Genomic DNA, 18,979 nt, shown 5'->3' with positions numbered 1-18,979 from the left:
CGACAACCCCACGGGGGGGGCGGCGGTTGGGGGGGGGAAGGGGGGTGTCGCCCCCCCCCCCCACCCCCCCCCCCCCCTCTCCCCCCCCCCTCCCCCCCCCCCCCCCCCCCCACCAAGAGGTCCTGTCACGCCGTTGTACGCCACCGCCCTGCCCCCTGTCTCCGCAGTCGAGGAAGTCGGCTGCTCCTGCGCCGCGTGGCGCTTCGGCCACGGCGCCGGCCGCGTCCTGCCCGCCCGCACCGCTACACCACGGACATGACGGACGTGGAGTGGCAGGCCATCGTGTCGCTGCTGCCCTGACCGCCCTGGCTGGACGGCAACGGCGGGCGCCCGGAGGAGTACTGCCGGCGCCTGATCGTCTTTACCGAGTGTCGAACTGGCCGGATTGGCTCTGAGCTGCACTGATGCGTCACGGACGTGCCCGTCACGCTACGAGAAGCTCGGCATCTGAGGATTCCGCGCCTCAACCAGCATCAGCGCCAATTCACAGACGTGGTGCGTAATCGCGCGTCGGCCAGCCCTGAGGGCGTCGCGGACTAGATCTGACTGTCGAGCCGATGGGTTGTCTCCTCTGTCGGACCAACGAGCCAAACCGCCGCGAAACCCAGGGTATTCACCCAGACCCCGCACTTCGCCCGGAACGTGTCCACTACTGCGAGAAATGAATAGCCCGCGAGATCTGCGGCATCCACGGCGAGGAGAATGTCCCGATCGGCATCGGCGCGAGTCGCCTTCTTCTCGATGGCGCCCCGGATGTAGCCCGCCGCAGATGAAGGGTCAGGGTGGTTGCGACGCACCTCACGGCCCAGATTGAGGTCCTGTAGAACGGCATTCTCGGGCGGCTTTGTTACCTGGATAAGCAGATGGGGGCGCGACGGGTCGCATTCATCATCGGCCACGCAATCGACCAGGCGTTCACGCTTGCCATCCTTCCGGGGCGGCCCCCACCTCGCCCCGTCCCGGTTGAGCCTCTGTGCAAGCGCATGAGCCACTTGAAGCTCCCCGCCCTCTGTGCCCAACTGACGCCCTTCAATGCATTCGCTGATCGAGCCGTCCTCGTGGACATCGCCGCTGAATTCCCTGGGCCTGTCTCCACCCCGAACGATCCGAATCCCCTCAGCTTGCCCCTGGGCCGGGCCGACTCGGACCGCGCTCTCGGTAGCGGTTGCACTGTCACTGTCCGACATGAAGACGGTCTCGCTGTCGCTGGCACCGTCAGGGGGTGCCGCGCCATCGACGACACGTTGCTTATGCGCGACGACACTGTCACTCACAGAGCGACCGAGGATAGGGCCGAGGGTTGCGGAAGCCCGGGGATCTCATGGCGATGGCAATGCGCTACTGGTTCTAGCCCGTCATTTCGGACGATCTTCCGCGCCATCAGTGCTGGCGCACCCCGTCGATGACGAGCGTCAGCAGGCGGTCGGTTTCGGCCGCGCCGTCACTGTCGTGTTCGGTGGCCAGCGCGATGGCTCCGACGAGTTTGAGCAGCTGGGTGATGGCGACCTGGGGGCGTATGGCGTGTGCCTGGTGAGCGCGCGCGAGTAGTTCGCTGCCGGCGTTCACGATGAGCGTGTGACAGGTCTCCCCGAGCGTCGGATCGCCGGCGCCAGGCATCAGGGCTGCCCCCAGGCCCTTGTTGGTTGCGGCGTGTGCCCCGACGGCGTGGAGCCAGGTGACGAGCGCGGCCCCCGGATCGGGCTCGGTCGCGAGGTCGTGCGCCTTGACGCAGAGGGTCTCCACCCGGTCTTTGAAGACGGCCTCCAGCAGCGCCTGCCGGGAGGGGAAGTGTCGGTGCAGTGTGGCTGAGCCGACCCCGGCGTGGCGCGCGATCTCCTCCAAGGAGGCTTCAACGCCGTGCTGGGCGATGGCGGCCCCAGCGGCGGCCAGGATCCGTTCGTAGTTGCGCCGCGCGTCGGCGCGCTGGGGACGCCTGGGCGAGGACGGCGCGGTGGCGTCTTGGGACATGGGAGCTCCTGACGGCTTGCTAACCGGGGCGGTCCTCCATATTGTATCGAGCATTAACCGGAGGGCCACCCCGCTTACTGGATGGCCCTCCCCGGTGCGTGCGAGATCCAGGAGAGACAGTGGAGCTGACGGACAAGACCATCGTGGTGACGGGCGCGACCGGACTGCAGGGCCGGGCAGTGACCAGGCATCTGCTCGACGGTGGCTGGCAGGTGCGCGCCCTCACGCGCAATCCGGACGGCCCGCCGGCCAGGGCCCTGGCGAACGCCGGCGCGCAGATCGTACGCGCGGAGATGGAGGACATCTCCTCTCTCGTCGACGCTGCCGAAGGCGCCTATGGGCTGTTCAGCGTCCAGCCCACGGTGGGTTCCCCCGGCACGGCGGCGGACTTCTCCGCCGAGGACGAGGTCCGCTGGGGAATGAACATCGCCGAGACCGCCCGAACCGCCGGCATCAAGCACCTCGTCTTCAGTTCGGTCGCCGGCACGGACCGCCATGACAGTGAGATGTTGCCGCAGAACCTGATCAGCAAGTGGCGGATCGAACAGCACCTTGCGAAGCTCGGTCTGCCCGCCACGATTCTGCGACCGGTGTCCTTCATGGAGAACTACACCGGTGAATACGCCCTGCAAGGCGGCAACCTGGTCTCAGGTATCGCCCCCGATGTTCCGCTGCAGATCACGGCCGTGGACGACGTCGGCTTCGTTACCGCCCTGGCCTTCTCCCGGCCCCAGGAGTGGGTCGGGCGAGCCATGGCCTTGGCTGGCGACGAACTGACTCCGGTCCAGATCGCAGCGCACATCGAGACGGCCACCGGACGCCCGCTTCCGTACGCCCAGATCCCGATAGAAACGATCCGCGCCGTCAACGAGCAGTTCGCGTTCGCCCACGAGTGGCTGAACGAACGCGGTTACCGCGCCGACATCACCGCCACACGGCGGATCCACCCCGCCGCGATGGACTTCCGCACCTGGCTCGAGCGAACGGGTGCAGCCCAGATCACGGCATTCCTGAACGCCCAGGATGCAGAGGGACAGGACGCGTGAGCGGTCAGAGGATCCACCTTGGGCGTATCGGCATCTGGGCCGGCGAACTCGACGACTGCTCGGCCGCCAGCGTCCGCGAGGCCGTGACCACGATCGAGGAGCTCGGCTTCGGCACCTTGTGGTTCCCTGAGACAGCGGGGCGGGAAGCGATGGCGCAGGCCGGGATCCTGCTGTCGCAGACCCGCCGGATGGTGGTGGCAGCCGGCAGCACGGACATCTACGCGCGTGACGCGGTGACGACCGCCGCCGCACAGCGCACCCTTGAGGAGGCATTCCCCGGACGCTTCCTGCTCGGTCTCTGGGACAGCCACCCCAGTCTCGCCGAAGACATCCGCGGCCACCGCTTCGGCCCTCCACTGCCCACCATGTGCGCCTACCTCGACGCGCTGGACACCGCCCCCTTCGGGCCTCCGGTCAGAGGCCCCTCGCCACACCGGGTGCTCGCGGCCCTGGACCCCGGCATGCTCGCACTCGCCGCCGAACGGACCTGGGGCGCAAACTCGTTGGGTATGCCGGTCGAACACACCCGCAACGCCAGAGCCGTGCTCGGACCCACCGGGCTCCTGGCCGTCACCCAGCTGTGCGTGATGGGCCCGGACCGCTCGCACACCGCCGCACTGGCTCGCACCACGGCAGCAGCTGCCCTGCCCAACCGCCGCGGCCTGCTCCCAGACCTGGGGTACGAGAACGTGGACTCGCTCGACGACCGACTCGTCGACGCGCTCGTGGCCCACGGCACCGCCGAGGACATCGCCCGCCGCGTCCATGAGCACCTTGACGCCGGGGCCGACCACGTCAGCCTCCACCTCCTCACCACCACACCCCACACACCGCCCACACAGCAGTGGAAGCAACTCGCAGCACACCTGCTGCCCTGACCCGGCCCAGGAACGTGGCGAACAGGCACGGCTCCGATGCTCTCGCCGCCCTGTTCGCCGAGCAAGCCGAGGAGATCCTTGCCCTCCGTGCCGTCATCTCTCTTTGAGCCTCTCTGGGGACAGTTCTCGGATCTCCTGCCCGAGCGACCCGAGTTCGACCCCACGCATCCGCTGGGCTGCCACCGTCGACACGTTCCAGACAGGATGGTGTTCGGACTGGTTGTCGAAGCACTGGTACACGGCTCCGGATACGAACGAGTCGCCACCGCCGACTGCTCGGACTGGACCATCCGCAACAGGCTCAGAGAGTGGAGCAACCTGGGACTGGCACACGAACTGCACCGCATCGCGCTGACTGCGTACGACAAGACGACCGGCCTGGAGCTGTCCGAACCATCCGTCGACGGCTGTCACACCAAGGCCCCATGCAAGGGCGACAAGGCAGGGCCGTCGCCAGTCGACCGGGCCAAGCAAGGGCTCAAGCGTTCGCCCCTGGTCGACGGCGGCGGGATACCGCTCGGCCTCGCCTCAGCCGGCGCCAACCGGCACGACTCGGTGCTGCTCGAACCGACCATCGAAGCCGCCAAGCACCAGGTCGGGAACCTGCCCACGAATGCCACCGTGCATCTCGATTCGGCCTACGACGGCAAGCCCAGCCGCCGGACCCTCGACGACCACGGCCTCACCGGCGAGATCGCCCGCAAGGGCGTGCCCGCTCCGATCCAAGTCGGCATGCGCTGGGTGGTTGAACGCACCCAATCCTGGATGAACGGCTGCGGCAAGATCCGCCGCTGCTTCGAACGCGATGGCCGAGTAGTCGACTTCTACCTCTACCTCTACCTCGCCGCCGCCTTCGTCACCGTGCGGCCTTAATTCGACGTGCAAGAAAGCTCTACCGGTGGCCGAGCCGCCCAACTGCACGTTGCCTGAGATGAGGCCTAACCTCGGCCGCCCTCAGGCGACGAGAGGGAGGCGGCGATGATCGCGAGAGTGGCCGTGTGGGAACCGATGCCGACGGCTGAAGGAGGATGCGGGCTCTGGGCAGTGCGAATGAGGCTCGTCCTGCACGTCGCCGCCCGGCCGCGTGCGGTGCTCGGGCGACCGGCCTGGCGCCGGCGCTGGGAGTGGATCGGCGGCTGGATGTTCATCGCCCTCGGGGTTGGGGTGGCCGCCACCGAGTAACGCCCGCTAGGACCGCGTCGCCCTCCCGCACTCGTCCCCAGAGGACTCGCCCCGCCCGACCGGTGCGCTGCGGTCGTACGGGTCGACCTCCGTGCCGGCCTCGTCCGCCCGGCGGTCCGTGCCGAAGGGCGGGGTGAAGTAGCCCGTGGGGGCGCCGCAGCCGCCGTTGGTCATGTCGTACTTGTACGAGACGATCGAGAACGTGCCCGGCTTGGTGATCACCTTGTCAGGGTCGTCCCAGCTCAGGACCAGCTCGCGCCGGACGATCGTGCGCACGACTTCGTCGTCGCCGCCCGCTTCCGCGCGGGTGACCGGGTAGACGAAGGTGACGTCGGCGGTCACCTCGAGCGCGCCGCGCTCGCCCTCCCGGTAGGTGAGCCGGCCCCGGGTCTTTACGACGTCGCCGACCAGGTGGGTGCGGGAGGGCTGGAAGCGGCTGAAGAGGAGGAGGGGATCGTTCTTCTCGCTCGGGGTTTGGAAAGCGGTTTTCAGAAGGCCTTGGACGTCCTTCTGGTGCGGGTTGATCAGTGCAATCGCTTTCTCGGGGCGCTCGCCCCGCAGCACCCCGCGGTCCAGGCCGGACGCGACGAGGAAGTCCCGGCTGCGGGCGAGGGCCCGCTCGACCTCGGCCGCGCTCATCCAGCCGACCGCCCCGGCCTTCGGCACGGTGATCCCCGCCGCTCCGCTCGCCCACCTCGCCGCCGGCGAACCGCGGAACGGCTCGTCCATGGTGGGGCGTTGGGCCGCCTCCGCCGGGGGTGCCTGGGCCGGGCGGGCGGTCTCGGCCGCCAGCGGCGGGGAGCCAGCACCGGCGAACAGGTCCACTATCCGCCCCGGGGCGAGCGCCACCACCAGCAGCACCAGCGAGGCCAGCAACCCGACCACGTACCAGCCCGTGCGACGCTTGGGGCGCACGGGCGTGTAGCTGCGCCAGCCCTCCAGGCCGCGGCCGGGCTCGGCGCGCAGCCGCTTCGCCACGTCGCGGGCCCGGGCCGACGGTTCCTTTGGCGCGTCGGCGGCACCGGCCACCGACTCGCGCAGAAACCGCTCCCACTCCTCATCGGATCTGGACGAGCCGTCCGGCTCCGTACCCGCGCCCATCCCAACCCCCTGGCAATCAGTAAACCGCGGCCCACTCCCCTGGGACGCGTCCGCATAATGACACAGAGCGCTGACAGCGAGGTCGGCTGGGCAGACTGTGCGGGCGCGCCAACCTTTCTCAACTGGCCAACTCAAGGGTTCTGACCGAGCCCGCGTCCTCCTTCAGCCTTAGGCATCACGCAAGAGCGGTCAGCACCTTCTAGTTGGCCACCGAGCGTTGCAGTTAGCCGGTTGAGGGCGTGTCCGCCGGGGGCGTGAGCAGGGCGGTGCTGGATGCCGGACTCGGGTCAGGCTGCCGGGTCCGGCTCCCATTCGTCCCGTGTACTCAGCTCGGGCAGGACGGCTTCCGGGTCTTCCAGGTAGTAGCGGAGCACCTCTCGGAACGCCCGCCGCTCACGGAAAAGCCCGTTCAAGAGCATTCCGTGATCGTGGTTGGGAGGGCTCCCAACCGGGGGCCTCTCCTCGTGCCCGGCGGCGACTTCCAGGTGGAGTGTCACTGCGTACTCCGACAGGACGGCCACCGAATCAGCGATGCTCTTTGCTCGTCTGAACAGGGGCTCGGGGCCTTCGGCTTCGACCACCACCAGTGCCCGCCACATGGCTCGATACGCGGCTTCCTCACCTTCCTGGGTGGCGTTGTTCCAACCGTGCTCCAGGTCCGTGGCGGCGGACACGGCTTCGTCGGCAGCCAGGGCGAAGGCCACGGCGGCGTCGCGCCTGCTGACCTGGCGCCACTGTTCGTACGCGGCACTGGTGGCGCGCTCAGTAGCCTGTTGGGTGGCTTGGGCGGCAGTTTCGGCGGCCTGTTGGGCGGCCTGGGCGGCGACTTCGGCGGCACGGTGGGCGGCTTGGGCTTGGTGCAAGGCGCCGTATAGGGCGAGGCCACCGACAAGGACCCCGGCGCCGGCGCCCAGGAGCGCGCTGATCAGTTCGGGTTGCATGGGGCTGATGATGCGGGGCGCGCCGGTGGGGGAGGGGCGCTTGTGGCCGGGTGGTACAGAACCGCGACACACGGTGACCGCCCGCTCAACTGGCCACCTAAAACGCTCAGTCACACGTCGAGCGGACTTGGCCCTTCCGATTCCGGGTCGGCCAGCGGGTGGACGCGTGGTCAGGCGGGCGGGGGTCTTTGCCCGCTCGCGCACAGGGGGCGGTCCGCGTCGAGGTCGACGCAGACGACGCAGTCCTGTTCCCCGTCCCCAGCGGGCGGCATGTCGCTCAGGTCGAGCCCGCACAGCGCCCGGTTTGGGTCGCAGCAGTAGTAGTGCGTGATCGCTTCGCTCGGCGATGCCACTGCCGCGGTGGGAGCCACGGTCGGGAGTTCGCCGCGGACGCGCGCGACGACGGTTCGGGTGGCCTGATCGAGGGCTACGAGGAACGGGTCCGCCATGGACAGGGAGGGTGGTGCGCCTGCCCTGCGGCTGCCCGGCGTTCTCCCGGTCCCGATCACCAGGCGGGCAGCTCCAGGGGGCCGTCGATCAGCGGGCGGTCGGCGGGCCGAACGGCGGCTCCGGGTAGCCCCGACCCAAGCCGGTGCCCTCGGTGCCGTCCTCATGGCTGGTCACTTCGACTGCCACGGCCCACTCGCCTTTGTCGATCAGGCGGCGGCCGTCGTCCACGCTGCCGAGGTCGGCACGAGGGCGGCGGTTAGGCCATGTATCGAAGGTGGATCTTGGGCTGTGTGTGATCACAGTGCATGGGTCGGGGTGATCTCACGGACGAGCGGTGGGCGGTGTTGGAGCCGTTGCTACCGAAGGGAATGGAGGTGGGGCGGCCGCCTGTCTGGTCCCGCCGGCAGTTGATCGACGGCATACGGTTCCGAGTCCGGACCGGCGTTCCGTGGCGGGACGTTCCCGTCGAGTACGCCACCGTGGAGCCGGGTCTACGACCTCTTCCGCCGGTGGCAGCGGGATGGAACCTGGCAGCGGATCCTCACCCGGTTCCAGTCCCTGGTCGACGTGGAGGGTGCGGTCACGTGGGAGTTGAGCGACGACTCCACGGTGTCGTGTTCCCAGCACGCGGCCGGAGCTCGAAGGCAGGGCGACCTGCAGAAGGAATCGTCGGGCGGTGTCTTCGCCGAGCCCGGAGGTCACGGACTGGGACGCTCACGCGGCGGGTTCACCACCAAGCTGCACCTGGCCGTCGAGCAGGGCCGAAAGCCCATGTCAATCGTGATCACGGCCGGGCACCGCGGCGACTCGCCGCAGTTCGAATCCGTACTGGAGAAAGTCCGCGTGCCCGCATCGGGCCGGGTCGGCCACGCGTCCGCACCCCTCGGGTCCGCGTCGACAACCCACAGACCCTCTCGGCCATCTCGAACTGCTCCCGGTCCACCGGCTCACCTCCTCCTGGTGCACAAAGTCTTTGGCCTCGGCGCGGGCAGCACCGCACACGCAACTCATCTCCACCCGAGTGGAGAGCACGTATCCGTCGGGGTGTGCTAGCCGTGGGCAGGTCCGGCTCACTGGGGCCAGTGTGAGAGGGCGGTCCTGATCGGTGATCTGAGCTTGACCGGCCCATGTCGGCGGCGTTTCGTGCCTGGCCTGAGGGCGGGCGGGTCGTGCAGGTCAGCCGGCCCGCCCCGACCACCTGTCGGCGCCCCGACCACCTGTGGGCGCTCCTGAACGAAGTCGGAGTTCCGGCCGCGGCCGCCCGCGGCGCCGCCGTCCGGCAGCAACTCCTCGTACTTCCCGCGCTCGTCGTCGCGGACGCTGTCGGCTACCACGACAAGACCACCAGCCGGCTCCGCACCGAAACCCGGCGGGACGTGGAGCCGATGTGCATACGCCGCAGGGGATCACACAAGGTCACCTGCAGGCTGGGTTCCTCGTGGAACCAGCCGCAGTTGGATGCGCGGGCCCCTCGGGGCCGCAGGCCTTGCTCTAGCGGAGGCGGGCCAGCAAGTGGGCGTCGAGGAAGCCCCGCTCAGAGGCGGGGTCGTGGAGCAGCCGGGCGAACGTGACGAGCCCGGCCCCGGCCAGCAGCTCGGCGAACCGGTCTGCCGGCCAGCTGTAGGCGGGCGTCACCTTGTGGTCGAAGCGGACCGGTTCGAGCCCGTCGGTCGCGAAGAACGAGACCAGGAGCAGGCCCCCTGGGGCCAGGACACGCGCCTGTTCGGCGAGCAGTGCGGGGAGTTCCCCAGGAGGGGTGTGGATCATCGAGTAGTGGGCCAGCACGCCGCCGAGCGCGCCGTCCTCGACCGGCAGGGCCTCCATCCGCGCCTCCTCGAACCGCAGCGCCGGATGGGCCCGCCGGGCGTGGTCGACCATGGCGGGGGAGAGGTCGAGCCCGAAGGCGTCCAGCCCCAGGTCGTGCAGCATGGCCGTCAGATGTCCGGGTCCGCAGCCGACGTCGGCCGCCCGTGCGTTTCCCGTCCCGCGCACCAGCTCGGCGAAGGTGCCGATCATGTTCCGCGAGAACGGCTGCGTCTGCAGTCGATCGGCGAACATCGACGCATACAGTTCGACGATCCCGTCGTAGGCCGCTCTGGTCTCGTCCTGGTGCTCCACCACGGGAAAGAAAGCTAGCATCCGCGCACGTTCGCAGCCTCTCCGGGCCCGTGCCGCCCCCACCCCTAGAGGCTGCCTGTTCTGTCACATGATCAGGGACAGGCCCTGGCAGCTCTGCACATTCATCTGCACGCGGCTCTGCACTTCAGCTCGTACGCCGACACCCAGCGGGTCGCAGACCAATAGCTGGCCTTCGTCTCCCGACAGCTGGCGATGTGCGGCGACTGATGTGTTGTGCTGTGCCCAGGTAGCCCTCCAGTGATGCTGTTCGGCAAGGGGCTGGAGGTAGGCGGCGAGACGGTCGTTGTCACCGAGGGGAGCAGCGTGCAACAGAGCAGCCCGCTTAAGGGGACTGTGCCCTGTCGCGGTCAGCTGCGGCGCCGCCCGACGCCAGATACGACGCGGCCCGACCGGCAGCGAAAGACGCGCGTCATCCATCGCGGCGGTGATCGCGCGAGCTGACCCGTAGACGAGGAAGCCTGGGTCGGCCAGCAGACGCTGGACCTCGGCAGTCGGCCGCCCTTCGGCCTCATGCAGCGCCTGGTCGAGCACGTGCTGTCGGATGTCGCCCGGAGCCTGCGCCCAGTCAGGCCGGCCGGCGGCGGTGTGCGGTACGGCCGCGATGAGATCTACAAAAGCGGTGGTTGCTGCGCTGGCCGGCTCGTGATCGCCGTCAGGGTGCACCTCGATGACTTCGGCCCACTGATCAGCGAGCAGCCCCCAGTCACCGACCTCGGTCACGGCCCGGACGTGAGCAAGCGCAAGCAGAGGCCTGAGCAACGCGGTGACGAGCGTCGCCGGATCGGCCTGAGCGAGGGCCGCTGCCCCGCGTCCGGCCCGATGCAGGTCAGGAACGAGAACAAGCGTCGGCCGCTGGTCGGTGGCGACCTGGTTCAGCAGGCGGTCCAGGACAAGTGGCCCGTAGCCCAGATGCCGGCCGAGGTCCCAGGCGAACGTATCCGCGGTCAGCCCGTCGGCGGGGATGGTGGCGTGGACCGTCGTACGCGGGTGGCCGGCCTCTGCTGCTCCTGCCACAAACCACGCCAGCAGGCGGCTCTTGCCGCTGCCTTGCCCGCCGCGCACCAGGCACAACCGCGGCCGGTCTGCGTTGACATCGGCGGCCGGCCCAGTCGAGCAGCTGCTGGTTGCCGGACACCCCGCGAGGTGCGGTCAGGTGGCGATGTCCGGTTCTGCGATGACGCTGGCCGCGCTGCCCTCTACCCCTCTATCCCTCTGCGCCTGTTCGTGGCGCTCCTGCGACGGCCGTTCAGCAGCTGCCTCACGCGGCTGCTGGGTGGCTTCGGCTGTGGGGCAGTGGCCTCTTCGTGCGGGAAGTTGTGCGTGAGCTGCGCGTCGGGTTCCCGGTGGGCGGGCCCGGACAGTCTCCAGTTCCTCGGTCCCGGGGGTGGCTGGTCAGTGGTCTTGGCGGAGTGTTCGGGCGAGCACGGAGCGGTGGGTCGGTTTGGCGTCGTTGTAGCGTTTGTGACCTTGGTCGGTGAGGATGACGAAGATGCCGCGGCGGTCGAGGTCGCACATGACGCGCTCGACGAGGCCGCCTCGCTCCAGCCTGGCGACCAGGCGGGATGCGGCGCTCTGGCTCAGGTGCACGACGTTGGTGAGGTCTTGGCCCCGGCACTTGCCGTGGTCGGAGGAGGCGAGGAGTTCGAGTGCCTCGAACTCGTTGACGCTGATGCCGTGCCGCGTCTGCAATTCGTGCTCAAGAGCGTTGTGCACGGTGGCATGACGGGCGAGAAGCCCATGCCACTCGTCGACCAATTCCTGCTCCGAGCCACCGACCATGGGGCCACACTAGCATGCGCCAGCATTTGATGCGCGAAGATTAAATGCACTTGCATTCGATGCGTGTGCATGTGAGGGTCGTGGCATGACTTCCTCCGCACCCCTGCCCGCCCCCACATCCCAGTGGAACGCCAAACTCTGGGGGGTTTTGCTCACGGTCTCCCTCGTCATCGGCCTCGACGCACTCGACGTCTCGATGGTGGGCGTCGCACTCCCCTCCATCCAGGCCGACCTGGGCCTGTCCACCAGCGCGCTGCAGTGGATCGTCAGCGGCTATGTCCTCAGCTACGGCGGGCTGTTGCTGCTTGGCGGACGCGCCGCCGACCTGCTCGGACGCCGCCGGGTCTTCCTGACCGCGGTAGCCGTGTTCGCCGGCGCCTCCGTGCTCGGCGGTCTGGTCGACGACGGAGCCCTGCTCATCGCCACCCGCATACTCAAGGGCATGGCGGCGGCGTTCACCGCGCCTGCCGCGCTGTCCATCCTCACCACCACGTTCGCCGAAGGGCCGGCGCGCAACAAGGCGCTGGGCGTCTTCTCCGTTTTCGGAGCCAGCGGCTACTCGGCCGGCCTGGTGCTCTCCGGCCTGCTGACCCAGGTGGGCTGGCGGTGGACGTTCTTCCTGCCGGTACCGATCGCGGTGATCGCGTGGATCGCGGCCAACCGCCTGCTCCCCAAGGACGGCCCCCGCTCCTTTGGCGGCTACGACATCCCCGGCGCCATCACCTCGGTCGGCGCGATGCTGCTGCTCGTCTACACCGTCGTGGAGGCGCCTGAGGCCGGCTGGGCCGCGCCGAACACGCTGATCCAGTTCGCCATCGCCGCGGTGCTGCTGCTCGCCTTCATCATGATCGAACGCCGCAGTGCGCATCCGCTGATTCGTTTGGGAATCCTCCGCTCAAGCTCGTTGGCACGCGCCAACCTGGGCATATCAGTGTTCTTCGGTGGCTACATCGGCTTCCAGTTCGTGGTCATGCTCTACTTCCAGTCGGTGCTGCAGTGGTCGGCGCTCCAGACCGCGCTCGGCTTCCTTCCGGCCGCGGTGATCGTCGCCTTCGGCTCGCCGCGGATGGAGCCTCTGATCGCACGGATCGGCACCTCGCGCACCATCGCGGGCGGTGTCATCGCTCACCTCATCGGCTACGTGCTCTTCCTCGCCATCGACCGCGACGCCCCCTACGTCGTCGGTGTACTGCCCAGCATGATCCTGCTCGGTATCGGGTTCACCCTGGCCTTCGCGTCCTTCAACATCCAGGCCACCGCCGGCATCGCGGACCACGAACAGGGTCTGGCCGGCGGACTGCTGAACACCTCGACGCAGGTCGGGGGCGCGATCGGACTCGCCATCGTCACCGCGGTCCTCACCGCCGGAGGCGAAGGCAAGACCGGCCCCGACGCCCTGCTCGCCGGCTTCACCCCGGCACTGCTCACGATCGCGGTCCTCTCGGCGATCGGCCTGCTCATCGCGCTCTCAGGAGTGCTCGGGCGCCGCGAGAGCGACAAGCCGGCGGAGGAGCTGACGGCCAAGCCGGCGGACGTGCTGATGGCCAAGCAGATGGACAAGCCGGCGGACGAGCCGGAGCCCGCCCTCGTCGACTGAAGAATCCCCAATCCCGTCACGGCACATCCCGGCGTCAGACACCAGGCAAAACCGGGATGTGCCGTTCTGCAGGCATCCGCACGACTCGGCGGGTTGGCTGCTCGGCTCCCGTCACCCCTGGCCACGCAGCCGGCGCAGGCGGCGTGCTGGCTTGTGAAAAGCCCCGCCGTCCGGACCGGCGGGGCCTTTCACGGCGTCAGATCATCAACAACAGCCGCGTGTTCGGCACCAGCTTCCGATTCACGCTGGTGCTCTGCACAAAGATCGTAAAGTCGTCGTTGTGGTCCGGCTTGACGCGAACCTCCATGTCCGGCAGGCCGAGCAGGGCCCGGGCTTCGGGTCCCGTATACACCCGGTCCGTCTTCTTCTCCAGCACCGCGATCTGTTTGCGCGCCTGGACCTTCTCCGACTTACTCAACTGATAGAACGCACAACCCGTACGGAAAGTATGCCCGCATTCGACGACCCAGTCCCGAATCGTCGCTTCGCGAGCCACCGGAATGAGCTGATACTCGGACGGCTTCACCGGGGTCAGACCGGCCGCCTCTATGGTGTCCTTGTTGACAGCCTCGGCACCCGTGGAGAACACCGCCCGCGATCCCCGAATGCCCCGGGCCCGGCCCACCATAAAGTTCTCGGTCGCCTGCTGGATGACCTGCCCGGCCTCCTCCAGACCCTGTGTGCTCGTGGCGTCCCAGATGGCGATGTTGTCCTTCGGGAAACCGCACTGCATGGCCTCGCGCTTGCCCATCTGATCCGGCACAAGGACAGCTAGCGTCCAGTTGTCCTCCTGCGTCTGGCTCATCTTGGCCACCGCCTGTACCAACTCCCGCGGATCCCTGGCAGGAGCATCCACGCACCGGTGACTCGCGTTCTCCTGCCCGTCCGTCAGCACGAACGTCAGAAAGCTGTGGTCACCGTAAAGTTGAGCTGTCTGCGCCAGCTCCCGCTGCGACTTCAGCGTGGCCGCCAGCAGAGCCGTCATTCCCCCCACCCGGTACAACTGCTTCAAAGACGGCATCCGCAGCACGTCCTTGTCGTAGATGACGCACTCCACCGTGTTCGCGAAGACATACACCGTCACGCGGGTTTCCTGGTCCAGCTCCTTCGACCGGCGGGCCAAATAGGAAATCTGCTGGTCGGCGACCTCGACGACCTTGCGACTCAGGTGCGACATGGACGCACTGGCATCCAACACAAGAGCAACGTGATTGATGTAGTTCTGGCTTCCAGACATAACTGCTCCCCCTTTTCCGACTCGATGCACTCATCGTCTCACCCACCACTGACAATCGATCTTGGAGACCAGACGGACGCACACCCGTCGCCCGGACCTCTCCCGAGGAACGACCCAGGGCCCTACGCCCTCACACGGCCGCCCCAACCGGACACCCGAAGACAGAGCCGACCAACCGCAACCGGGCCGCCCCGCAAGGGGATACGAGAACCGGTCCCCACACCGGACCACGATGCACCAGGGCGCCAAGCCCGCCACCGCTCCAACACACTGCCGACACGGGAAACAGCCGGCGCCTCCCCCCAACCAGCACACCCCCAAGCTGCGCTCGAACACCTCTCGCACCACACCACCCGCCCAGGACGCTGCCCACCCCCCACGAAGCGCGTGTTGGCCCGCTGCCGGGCCGTCAGCGAGCGGTCCGGCCCGTACTCGGGCCGCGGCAACGTCCCCGGCTCGGCTCCGGGCGGCAGTCCGTGCAGGACCTCCAGGATGTGGCCCTCCCACCCAGAGCCTTTTCCCTCACCGGCTTCGGGAACGCCTCCAGCAGCGAGGCCGTTGGCAGCGGCTGGCGCACCGGGACGTCGACGACCGCGAAGTCCTCCCCGCGCAGCAGTGCGTCGAGCTCGACGACCGCCGCCGGCCCGTCCGTTTCGGTCAGCGTCACCGTCGTCGTGGTCACCGCGGTCACCGCGCGGACCTGTCCGTCGAAGCGGAGCCAGGCCCCGACCTCGATGCCCGACGGCCGTCGCATCGCGTTCACCAGCCCCGTTCCTTCCAGACGATGCTGTGGTCGTGCAGCAACTCGCCCCGCAGGTCCGCAGCCAGGACGCCGGACCAGATCAGGTGGAACAGCACCGGCAGCACCACCAGCCGGTCGCCCGCCGCCAGGGCCCCTTTCAGTAGGGCGCGGGCTCTTCGAAGGACTCCAGCAGCCCTGCCGCGATCAACCACCGCAGACACCGGCGCCGCCGGTAGCGGGCCAGCCATCGCACGTTCGCCATGAAGACCGGATCGGGCGTCCCGGCCCGGACAAACTCCCCAGCCCACAGCGCTGCAGGCCAGTTCCATCGCCTCGAACGACTCGGCAGCCAGGTCATCGACCTGGTCCTCGGCCCGTACGTCCACGACGCGGCCTCGGCCGTCGGCCGGCCGCACGAAGTAGTCCGGCGCATGCCGGCGCTTTCGGGTGCCGTCGTGCCAGTGCAGCCAGAACGGCTGCGAGGCGATCCCCACCACCTGCAGATCGCGGTCCAGCAGGATCAGGTGGTCGCGCTCCAGCCACGATTCGTAGCCGACGTGGTCCCGAGCCGTCGCGCAGTAGTACCAGCCGGCGAAGCTCTCGACGCCCTTGGTCCAAGGGAAGTTCCGGACCGGTGCCGCAGCCTCGAACGGCGTATTCCACCCCTGCCCCAAGAGCTGTCGTCGCCGACGCCCGCGCTCAAGAAAGTCGAGCTCAAAACCTGATAGCGCAGCATCCCCGTACGCAAGAGCCGGCGCCCCCACCCTGCTCCCAGCCCCATCGGTCCAACATCAATGGCAGGAACGTAGCGGTTGTCCAACTTCCCTGGCAATCAGTCCATGTTCAGTGTCAGAGAACAGCCGTCGACGCGCTGTAACCGGGTCTGCCACCGACGTGCCACCGACCTGTCACCCGACCCGTCACCCGACCTGTCACCCGAACCGTCACCAGTGACGGCGGTGGGCCTGCGTTCACCACGCGGGTGCGGCGCACGCGGCCCGGCCGGCGGATCCCCGCTTGTCGGGAGGCCCCTTCGTGCGGGCGCGCGAGGGGGCCTCCGCCGTGCGGTGAATACGCGGCATCCGGCGGTGGATTTCCGGCATGCGTCCTGACCTGGCTGACCTGCGGTCCGGCCCGGCGATACTCAGCCGAACTCTCCGCCGCCGTACGCCTCGAACTCGCCGACATCTACGCGGACTCGCTCCGCGCCATCTTCTACGCGGTGATCCTGATCGTCCTGGCCGGACTGGTGACCGCGCTCTTCCTCAAGGACGTCAAGCTCTCCGGCGGCCACGGCCACGGCCACGGCCACGGCAGAGCGGAGCCCGAGCCCTCCGGCGAAGACGTCACGGCCGGCTCCCCCTCCGCCGCCCGCGTTGCCCGCGCCGCAAGCTCAGCCCGGCTCAGCCGGCTCGCCGTGCCGCTCACGCTCCGGCGCGGTCGCCGGGACCTACCGCACCGGCCGCTTCACGAAGGCACCCGGACCGCGAAACTTCTGCGGGTACCGACCCCGGCCGACCGCGGACCGAGGCAACTGTCGCGGCCGGGCACTCCGGTGCCCGGCGGTCGACCCGGACGGCGCCGAGCGCGGACATCCGCATCGGACCCCTTCGGGACGTCGGCCTGCTTCCACGCCCGCGGTTCCAGCACCCTTTGCCCCCGAACCGTCATCGCCCAGAGCCGCCAGGTCGCGCTGGAACGCCTGCTGCGCCCAGGTGACCGGCTGCTTCTGTTGTTCCCACCACCGCCCGATGTCAACGCCGTCCATCAGCACGCCGGGCTGGATCTCGGGCAGGCTGCCATCGGCGTCGACCAGGTCAGCGAGCACCCGGTGGTGGCGTTGCCGGTCCAGCGGCGACGGGCAGGTCCAGGCCGGGGCGATCGCTGCCGGCTGCTTCGAGGGCTCTGGCGCATGTGAACGTCCGGCAGGAAGGCCCGTGCGGCGGGGGCACTGCGTTGGTCTCGAAGGGACAGTCCGGAGCGCGCTACGAGGCGGGCTAGGAGGCGTGGTGCGGGACCCTACGCGAGGACGGGCTTGCGGGAGCGGCTCGTACGGGCCCTGTGTAGGGCCCGTACGAGGATCAGTTGCCCAGGACCGCGCCGAACTCGCCGTTGCGGTAGGTGAATCCGAAGGACTTCGCGCTGAACGAGGTGGCGTTGGTGGTGGTCACGCCGCCCGTCGAGCTGCGCAGCACCCAGTCCGAGCCGTCGACACCCTCCTTGGTCGCACCGGCGAAGACGTCCTCGCCGCGCGCGGCGATGGCGACATCGGCCTTGCCGTTGCCGTTGACGTCCGTCACGCGCACCGCTGAGCCGAACCAGTCGAAGGGCTCCGATGCGCCGGGAACGCCGTTGGTGGCTTGGTGGAAGGCCTGGGCACCGGTGCCGGTGAGGCCGGTAGCGGAGCCCTTGAGCAGCACCGCCTCACCGGTCTCGGTGATGCCGTCGATGGTCTCGCCCGGGGCGCCGACCACGAGATCCGGGTAGCCGTCGCCGGTGACGTCACCGATGGCCAGGGAGGCGCCGAACCGGTCGCCGTTCTCGTTGGCGCCGGGCACACCGGAGGTGTTCTGGTCGAGCTTGGCGGTGCGGTGGGCGCCGAGTCCGTCCGCGCTGCCGTAGCGAACGAAGACGTAGCCCGCGCCACCGTAGTTCGCCGCCTGGCCGGTGACGAGGTCGGTGTAGCCGTCGTGGTTCAGGTCGCCCGCGGCGGCGGAACGGGTCGCGTCGTCCTCGTCGCTGTCGCCGGGGTTGGGCACCGTTAGGGTGTTCTGCTGGACCACGGTCCCTTCGGCGTTCGCCCCGTAAACGGCGGCCCACTGGCAGCCGTAGCCGTCGCAGTCCGAGGGGCCCGTGGCCACGAGCTGATCGCGGCCGGTACCCCGGAAGTCACCCGCGGTCAGCGTTCGGAACGACACGGACCCGCCCTGCTCGTCACTGAGGTGGGCCGTGGGCGCGGTGGTGCGGGTGATGTCGTTGGCGAAGGTCCACAGTTGGCTCTCGCCGAGCGCGGCGAGCTGCGCGCGCCCATCGCCGTCGAAGTCCCCGACCGCGACCTGCGAGCCGAACCCCTGTATCGGGGAGTCGGCGTCGTCCCGCACCGGGTTGTCGATCGCCAGGCCGCCCTGGGTGAGGCCGTTCGCCCCGCCCCACAGGACGGTGACGCTGCCGGTGGCCCGGCGTCCGGATAGCTGCTCCCTGGCGGCACCGACGACGAGGTCGGTGTACCCGTCGCCGTCGAGGTCGCCGGTCGCGTAGGAGCTGCCGAAGCGGTCACCCTGCTCAGCCCCGCCCGGGACGCCGGACGAATTCTGGGTCACGGTCGCCGATCGGGCGGGGGACACCCCGTCCGCGGAGCCGTAGACGACGGTGACCGAACCGGCGCCGGTGTAGCCACCTACGGTGGCTCCGGGGCTGGCCACAACGAGGTCGGCGATGCCGTCGCCGTTGAAGTCGCCGGCCTTGGCGGTGACCGCGCTCGCGGTAGGGGCAAGGGCCACAGACCCGCCCGCCACCGCCGCGGCGACGACGGTCACGGCGATGGCCGAGGTGCGTATGCGCAAAACTGCTCCAGTCACGTGGAACGGAAGAGTGAAACGGAAGAGGAGTGTGGGGCTCCGCTCATACGACGCCCTAGCTGAACGGATGGTTGTACGCGTACGGACAATCGGTGAACGTGGCCGCTCTTCGTCACACCCAGGAATCGAGCCCGCCGGCCACCGGCTCCGGAGGTAGCACGGATGAAGCGGCAAGCCCTACGCACCGCCGTACTCGCTCTGGCAACGACCACCGCGGTAGGCGCCGCCACCCTCGCGCCCGTATACGCGGCGGCGCCCGCCGGACCGGAACGGGCGCACGGGCGCGGACACGAGGCGACACAGGGCGTGCTGCGGCAGATGGTGACAGGGGGCGGGCCGCC

General features: G+C 69.1%; 18 protein-coding genes and 1 pseudogene. 7 read left to right on the top strand and 12 right to left on the bottom strand.

The genetic code is table 11. The features are described from left to right. Positions 1-536: 536 nt before the first annotated feature. Together ACZ45Z_RS18020 and ACZ45Z_RS18015 are read right to left on the bottom strand one after the other, a co-directional pair. On the bottom strand, positions 537-1,274 hold the full coding sequence (locus tag ACZ45Z_RS18020; RefSeq protein WP_468363051.1) for a hypothetical protein: 738 nt from the start codon (positions 1,272-1,274) through the stop codon (positions 537-539). A 106-nt stretch (positions 1,275-1,380) separates the two neighbouring features. Continuing rightward, positions 1,381-1,968: a TetR/AcrR family transcriptional regulator gene (locus ACZ45Z_RS18015; RefSeq protein WP_468363049.1), complete on the bottom strand. Its 588-nt coding sequence runs from the start codon at positions 1,966-1,968 to the stop codon at positions 1,381-1,383. Between the two features lie 119 nt (positions 1,969-2,087). Between ACZ45Z_RS18015 and ACZ45Z_RS18010 the strand changes: the two genes are divergently transcribed. The 4 genes and pseudogenes from ACZ45Z_RS18010 (at position 2,088) to ACZ45Z_RS17995 (ending at position 5,074) form a co-directional block, all read left to right on the top strand. Continuing rightward, positions 2,088-3,014, top strand: coding sequence for an NmrA/HSCARG family protein (locus ACZ45Z_RS18010; RefSeq protein WP_468363047.1), 927 nt, complete (start codon positions 2,088-2,090; stop codon positions 3,012-3,014). Next, complete coding sequence (locus ACZ45Z_RS18005; protein ID WP_468363045.1) at positions 3,011-3,892, top strand: TIGR03620 family F420-dependent LLM class oxidoreductase; 882 nt, start codon at positions 3,011-3,013, stop codon at positions 3,890-3,892. Before ACZ45Z_RS18010 ends, ACZ45Z_RS18005 begins: the two co-directional genes overlap by 4 nt. 78 nt (positions 3,893-3,970) lie before the next feature. Further along, a pseudogene (locus ACZ45Z_RS18000) lies at positions 3,971-4,827 on the top strand (IS5 family transposase). Positions 4,828-4,936: 109 nt separating this feature from the next. Then, positions 4,937-5,074, top strand: a complete 138-nt coding sequence (locus tag ACZ45Z_RS17995) for a hypothetical protein (RefSeq protein WP_468363043.1) — start codon at positions 4,937-4,939, stop codon at positions 5,072-5,074. A gap of 6 nt (positions 5,075-5,080) precedes the next feature. On the opposite strand, the gene ACZ45Z_RS17990 is transcribed toward ACZ45Z_RS17995, so the two are convergent. The 3 genes from ACZ45Z_RS17990 to ACZ45Z_RS17980 form a co-directional block, all read right to left on the bottom strand. Continuing rightward, positions 5,081-6,175 (bottom strand): hypothetical protein, encoded by a 1,095-nt coding sequence (locus ACZ45Z_RS17990; protein ID WP_468363042.1) that lies wholly within the window; start codon positions 6,173-6,175, stop codon positions 5,081-5,083. A 287-nt stretch (positions 6,176-6,462) separates the two neighbouring features. Continuing rightward, entirely contained in the window at positions 6,463-7,116 is a 654-nt protein-coding gene (locus tag ACZ45Z_RS17985; RefSeq protein WP_468363040.1) for a hypothetical protein, read from the bottom strand. 170 nt (positions 7,117-7,286) lie between these two features. Next, positions 7,287-7,565: a hypothetical protein gene (locus ACZ45Z_RS17980; protein WP_468363038.1), complete on the bottom strand. Its 279-nt coding sequence runs from the start codon at positions 7,563-7,565 to the stop codon at positions 7,287-7,289. A gap of 306 nt (positions 7,566-7,871) precedes the next feature. On the opposite strand from ACZ45Z_RS17980, the gene ACZ45Z_RS17975 reads away from it, so the two are divergent. After that, positions 7,872-8,654 carry a transposase gene (locus ACZ45Z_RS17975; protein WP_468363036.1) on the top strand — a complete coding sequence of 261 codons (783 nt, stop codon included), beginning with the start codon at positions 7,872-7,874 and terminating at the stop codon, positions 8,652-8,654. A gap of 403 nt (positions 8,655-9,057) precedes the next feature. On the opposite strand, the gene ACZ45Z_RS17970 is transcribed toward ACZ45Z_RS17975, so the two are convergent. The 3 genes from ACZ45Z_RS17970 to ACZ45Z_RS17960 all read right to left on the bottom strand — a co-directional run bounded on the left by ACZ45Z_RS17970 (position 9,058) and on the right by ACZ45Z_RS17960 (position 11,484). Beyond that, a complete protein-coding gene (locus ACZ45Z_RS17970; RefSeq protein ID WP_468363034.1) occupies positions 9,058-9,687 on the bottom strand; it encodes a class I SAM-dependent methyltransferase in 630 nt (209 codons plus the stop codon). Positions 9,688-9,768: 81 nt separating this feature from the next. Beyond that, complete coding sequence (locus ACZ45Z_RS17965; RefSeq protein ID WP_468363032.1) at positions 9,769-10,767, bottom strand: hypothetical protein; 999 nt, start codon at positions 10,765-10,767, stop codon at positions 9,769-9,771. A 330-nt stretch (positions 10,768-11,097) separates the two neighbouring features. After that, on the bottom strand, positions 11,098-11,484 hold the full coding sequence (locus ACZ45Z_RS17960) for a MarR family winged helix-turn-helix transcriptional regulator (protein ID WP_468363030.1): 387 nt from the start codon (positions 11,482-11,484) through the stop codon (positions 11,098-11,100). An 85-nt stretch (positions 11,485-11,569) separates the two neighbouring features. Here ACZ45Z_RS17960 and ACZ45Z_RS17955 point away from each other — a divergent pair, with 85 nt between their 5' ends. Further along, the gene (locus ACZ45Z_RS17955) at positions 11,570-13,081 is read left to right on the top strand and encodes an MFS transporter (protein WP_468363028.1); all 1,512 of its coding nucleotides are present in this window, start codon (positions 11,570-11,572) and stop codon (positions 13,079-13,081) included. Positions 13,082-13,277: 196 nt separating this feature from the next. Here the strand turns inward: ACZ45Z_RS17955 and ACZ45Z_RS17950 are convergent, their stop codons facing one another. The 3 genes from ACZ45Z_RS17950 to ACZ45Z_RS17940 all read right to left on the bottom strand — a co-directional run bounded on the left by ACZ45Z_RS17950 (position 13,278) and on the right by ACZ45Z_RS17940 (position 15,734). Next, positions 13,278-14,318, bottom strand: a complete 1,041-nt coding sequence (locus ACZ45Z_RS17950) for a vWA domain-containing protein (RefSeq protein ID WP_468363026.1) — start codon at positions 14,316-14,318, stop codon at positions 13,278-13,280. A 409-nt stretch (positions 14,319-14,727) separates the two neighbouring features. Beyond that, positions 14,728-15,081 (bottom strand): hypothetical protein, encoded by a 354-nt coding sequence (locus ACZ45Z_RS17945; RefSeq protein ID WP_468363024.1) that lies wholly within the window; start codon positions 15,079-15,081, stop codon positions 14,728-14,730. Beyond that, complete coding sequence (locus ACZ45Z_RS17940) at positions 15,078-15,734, bottom strand: TnsA-like heteromeric transposase endonuclease subunit (protein ID WP_468363022.1); 657 nt, start codon at positions 15,732-15,734, stop codon at positions 15,078-15,080. The genes ACZ45Z_RS17945 and ACZ45Z_RS17940 overlap by 4 nt, the downstream gene beginning before the upstream one ends. 548 nt (positions 15,735-16,282) lie before the next feature. Here ACZ45Z_RS17940 and ACZ45Z_RS17935 point away from each other — a divergent pair. After that, positions 16,283-16,978, top strand: coding sequence for a hypothetical protein (locus tag ACZ45Z_RS17935; protein ID WP_468363020.1), 696 nt, complete (start codon positions 16,283-16,285; stop codon positions 16,976-16,978). 163 nt (positions 16,979-17,141) lie between these two features. On the opposite strand, the gene ACZ45Z_RS17930 is transcribed toward ACZ45Z_RS17935, so the two are convergent. Next, positions 17,142-18,623 (bottom strand): FG-GAP and VCBS repeat-containing protein, encoded by a 1,482-nt coding sequence (locus ACZ45Z_RS17930; RefSeq protein ID WP_468363018.1) that lies wholly within the window; start codon positions 18,621-18,623, stop codon positions 17,142-17,144. Between the last annotated feature and the right edge of the window lie 356 nt (positions 18,624-18,979).

The organism is Streptomyces sp. NPDC031210, from assembly GCF_055570395.1.
Note: the sequence above shows the minus strand (reverse complement) of the source record. Positions and strands in the feature narration are given on the sequence as shown.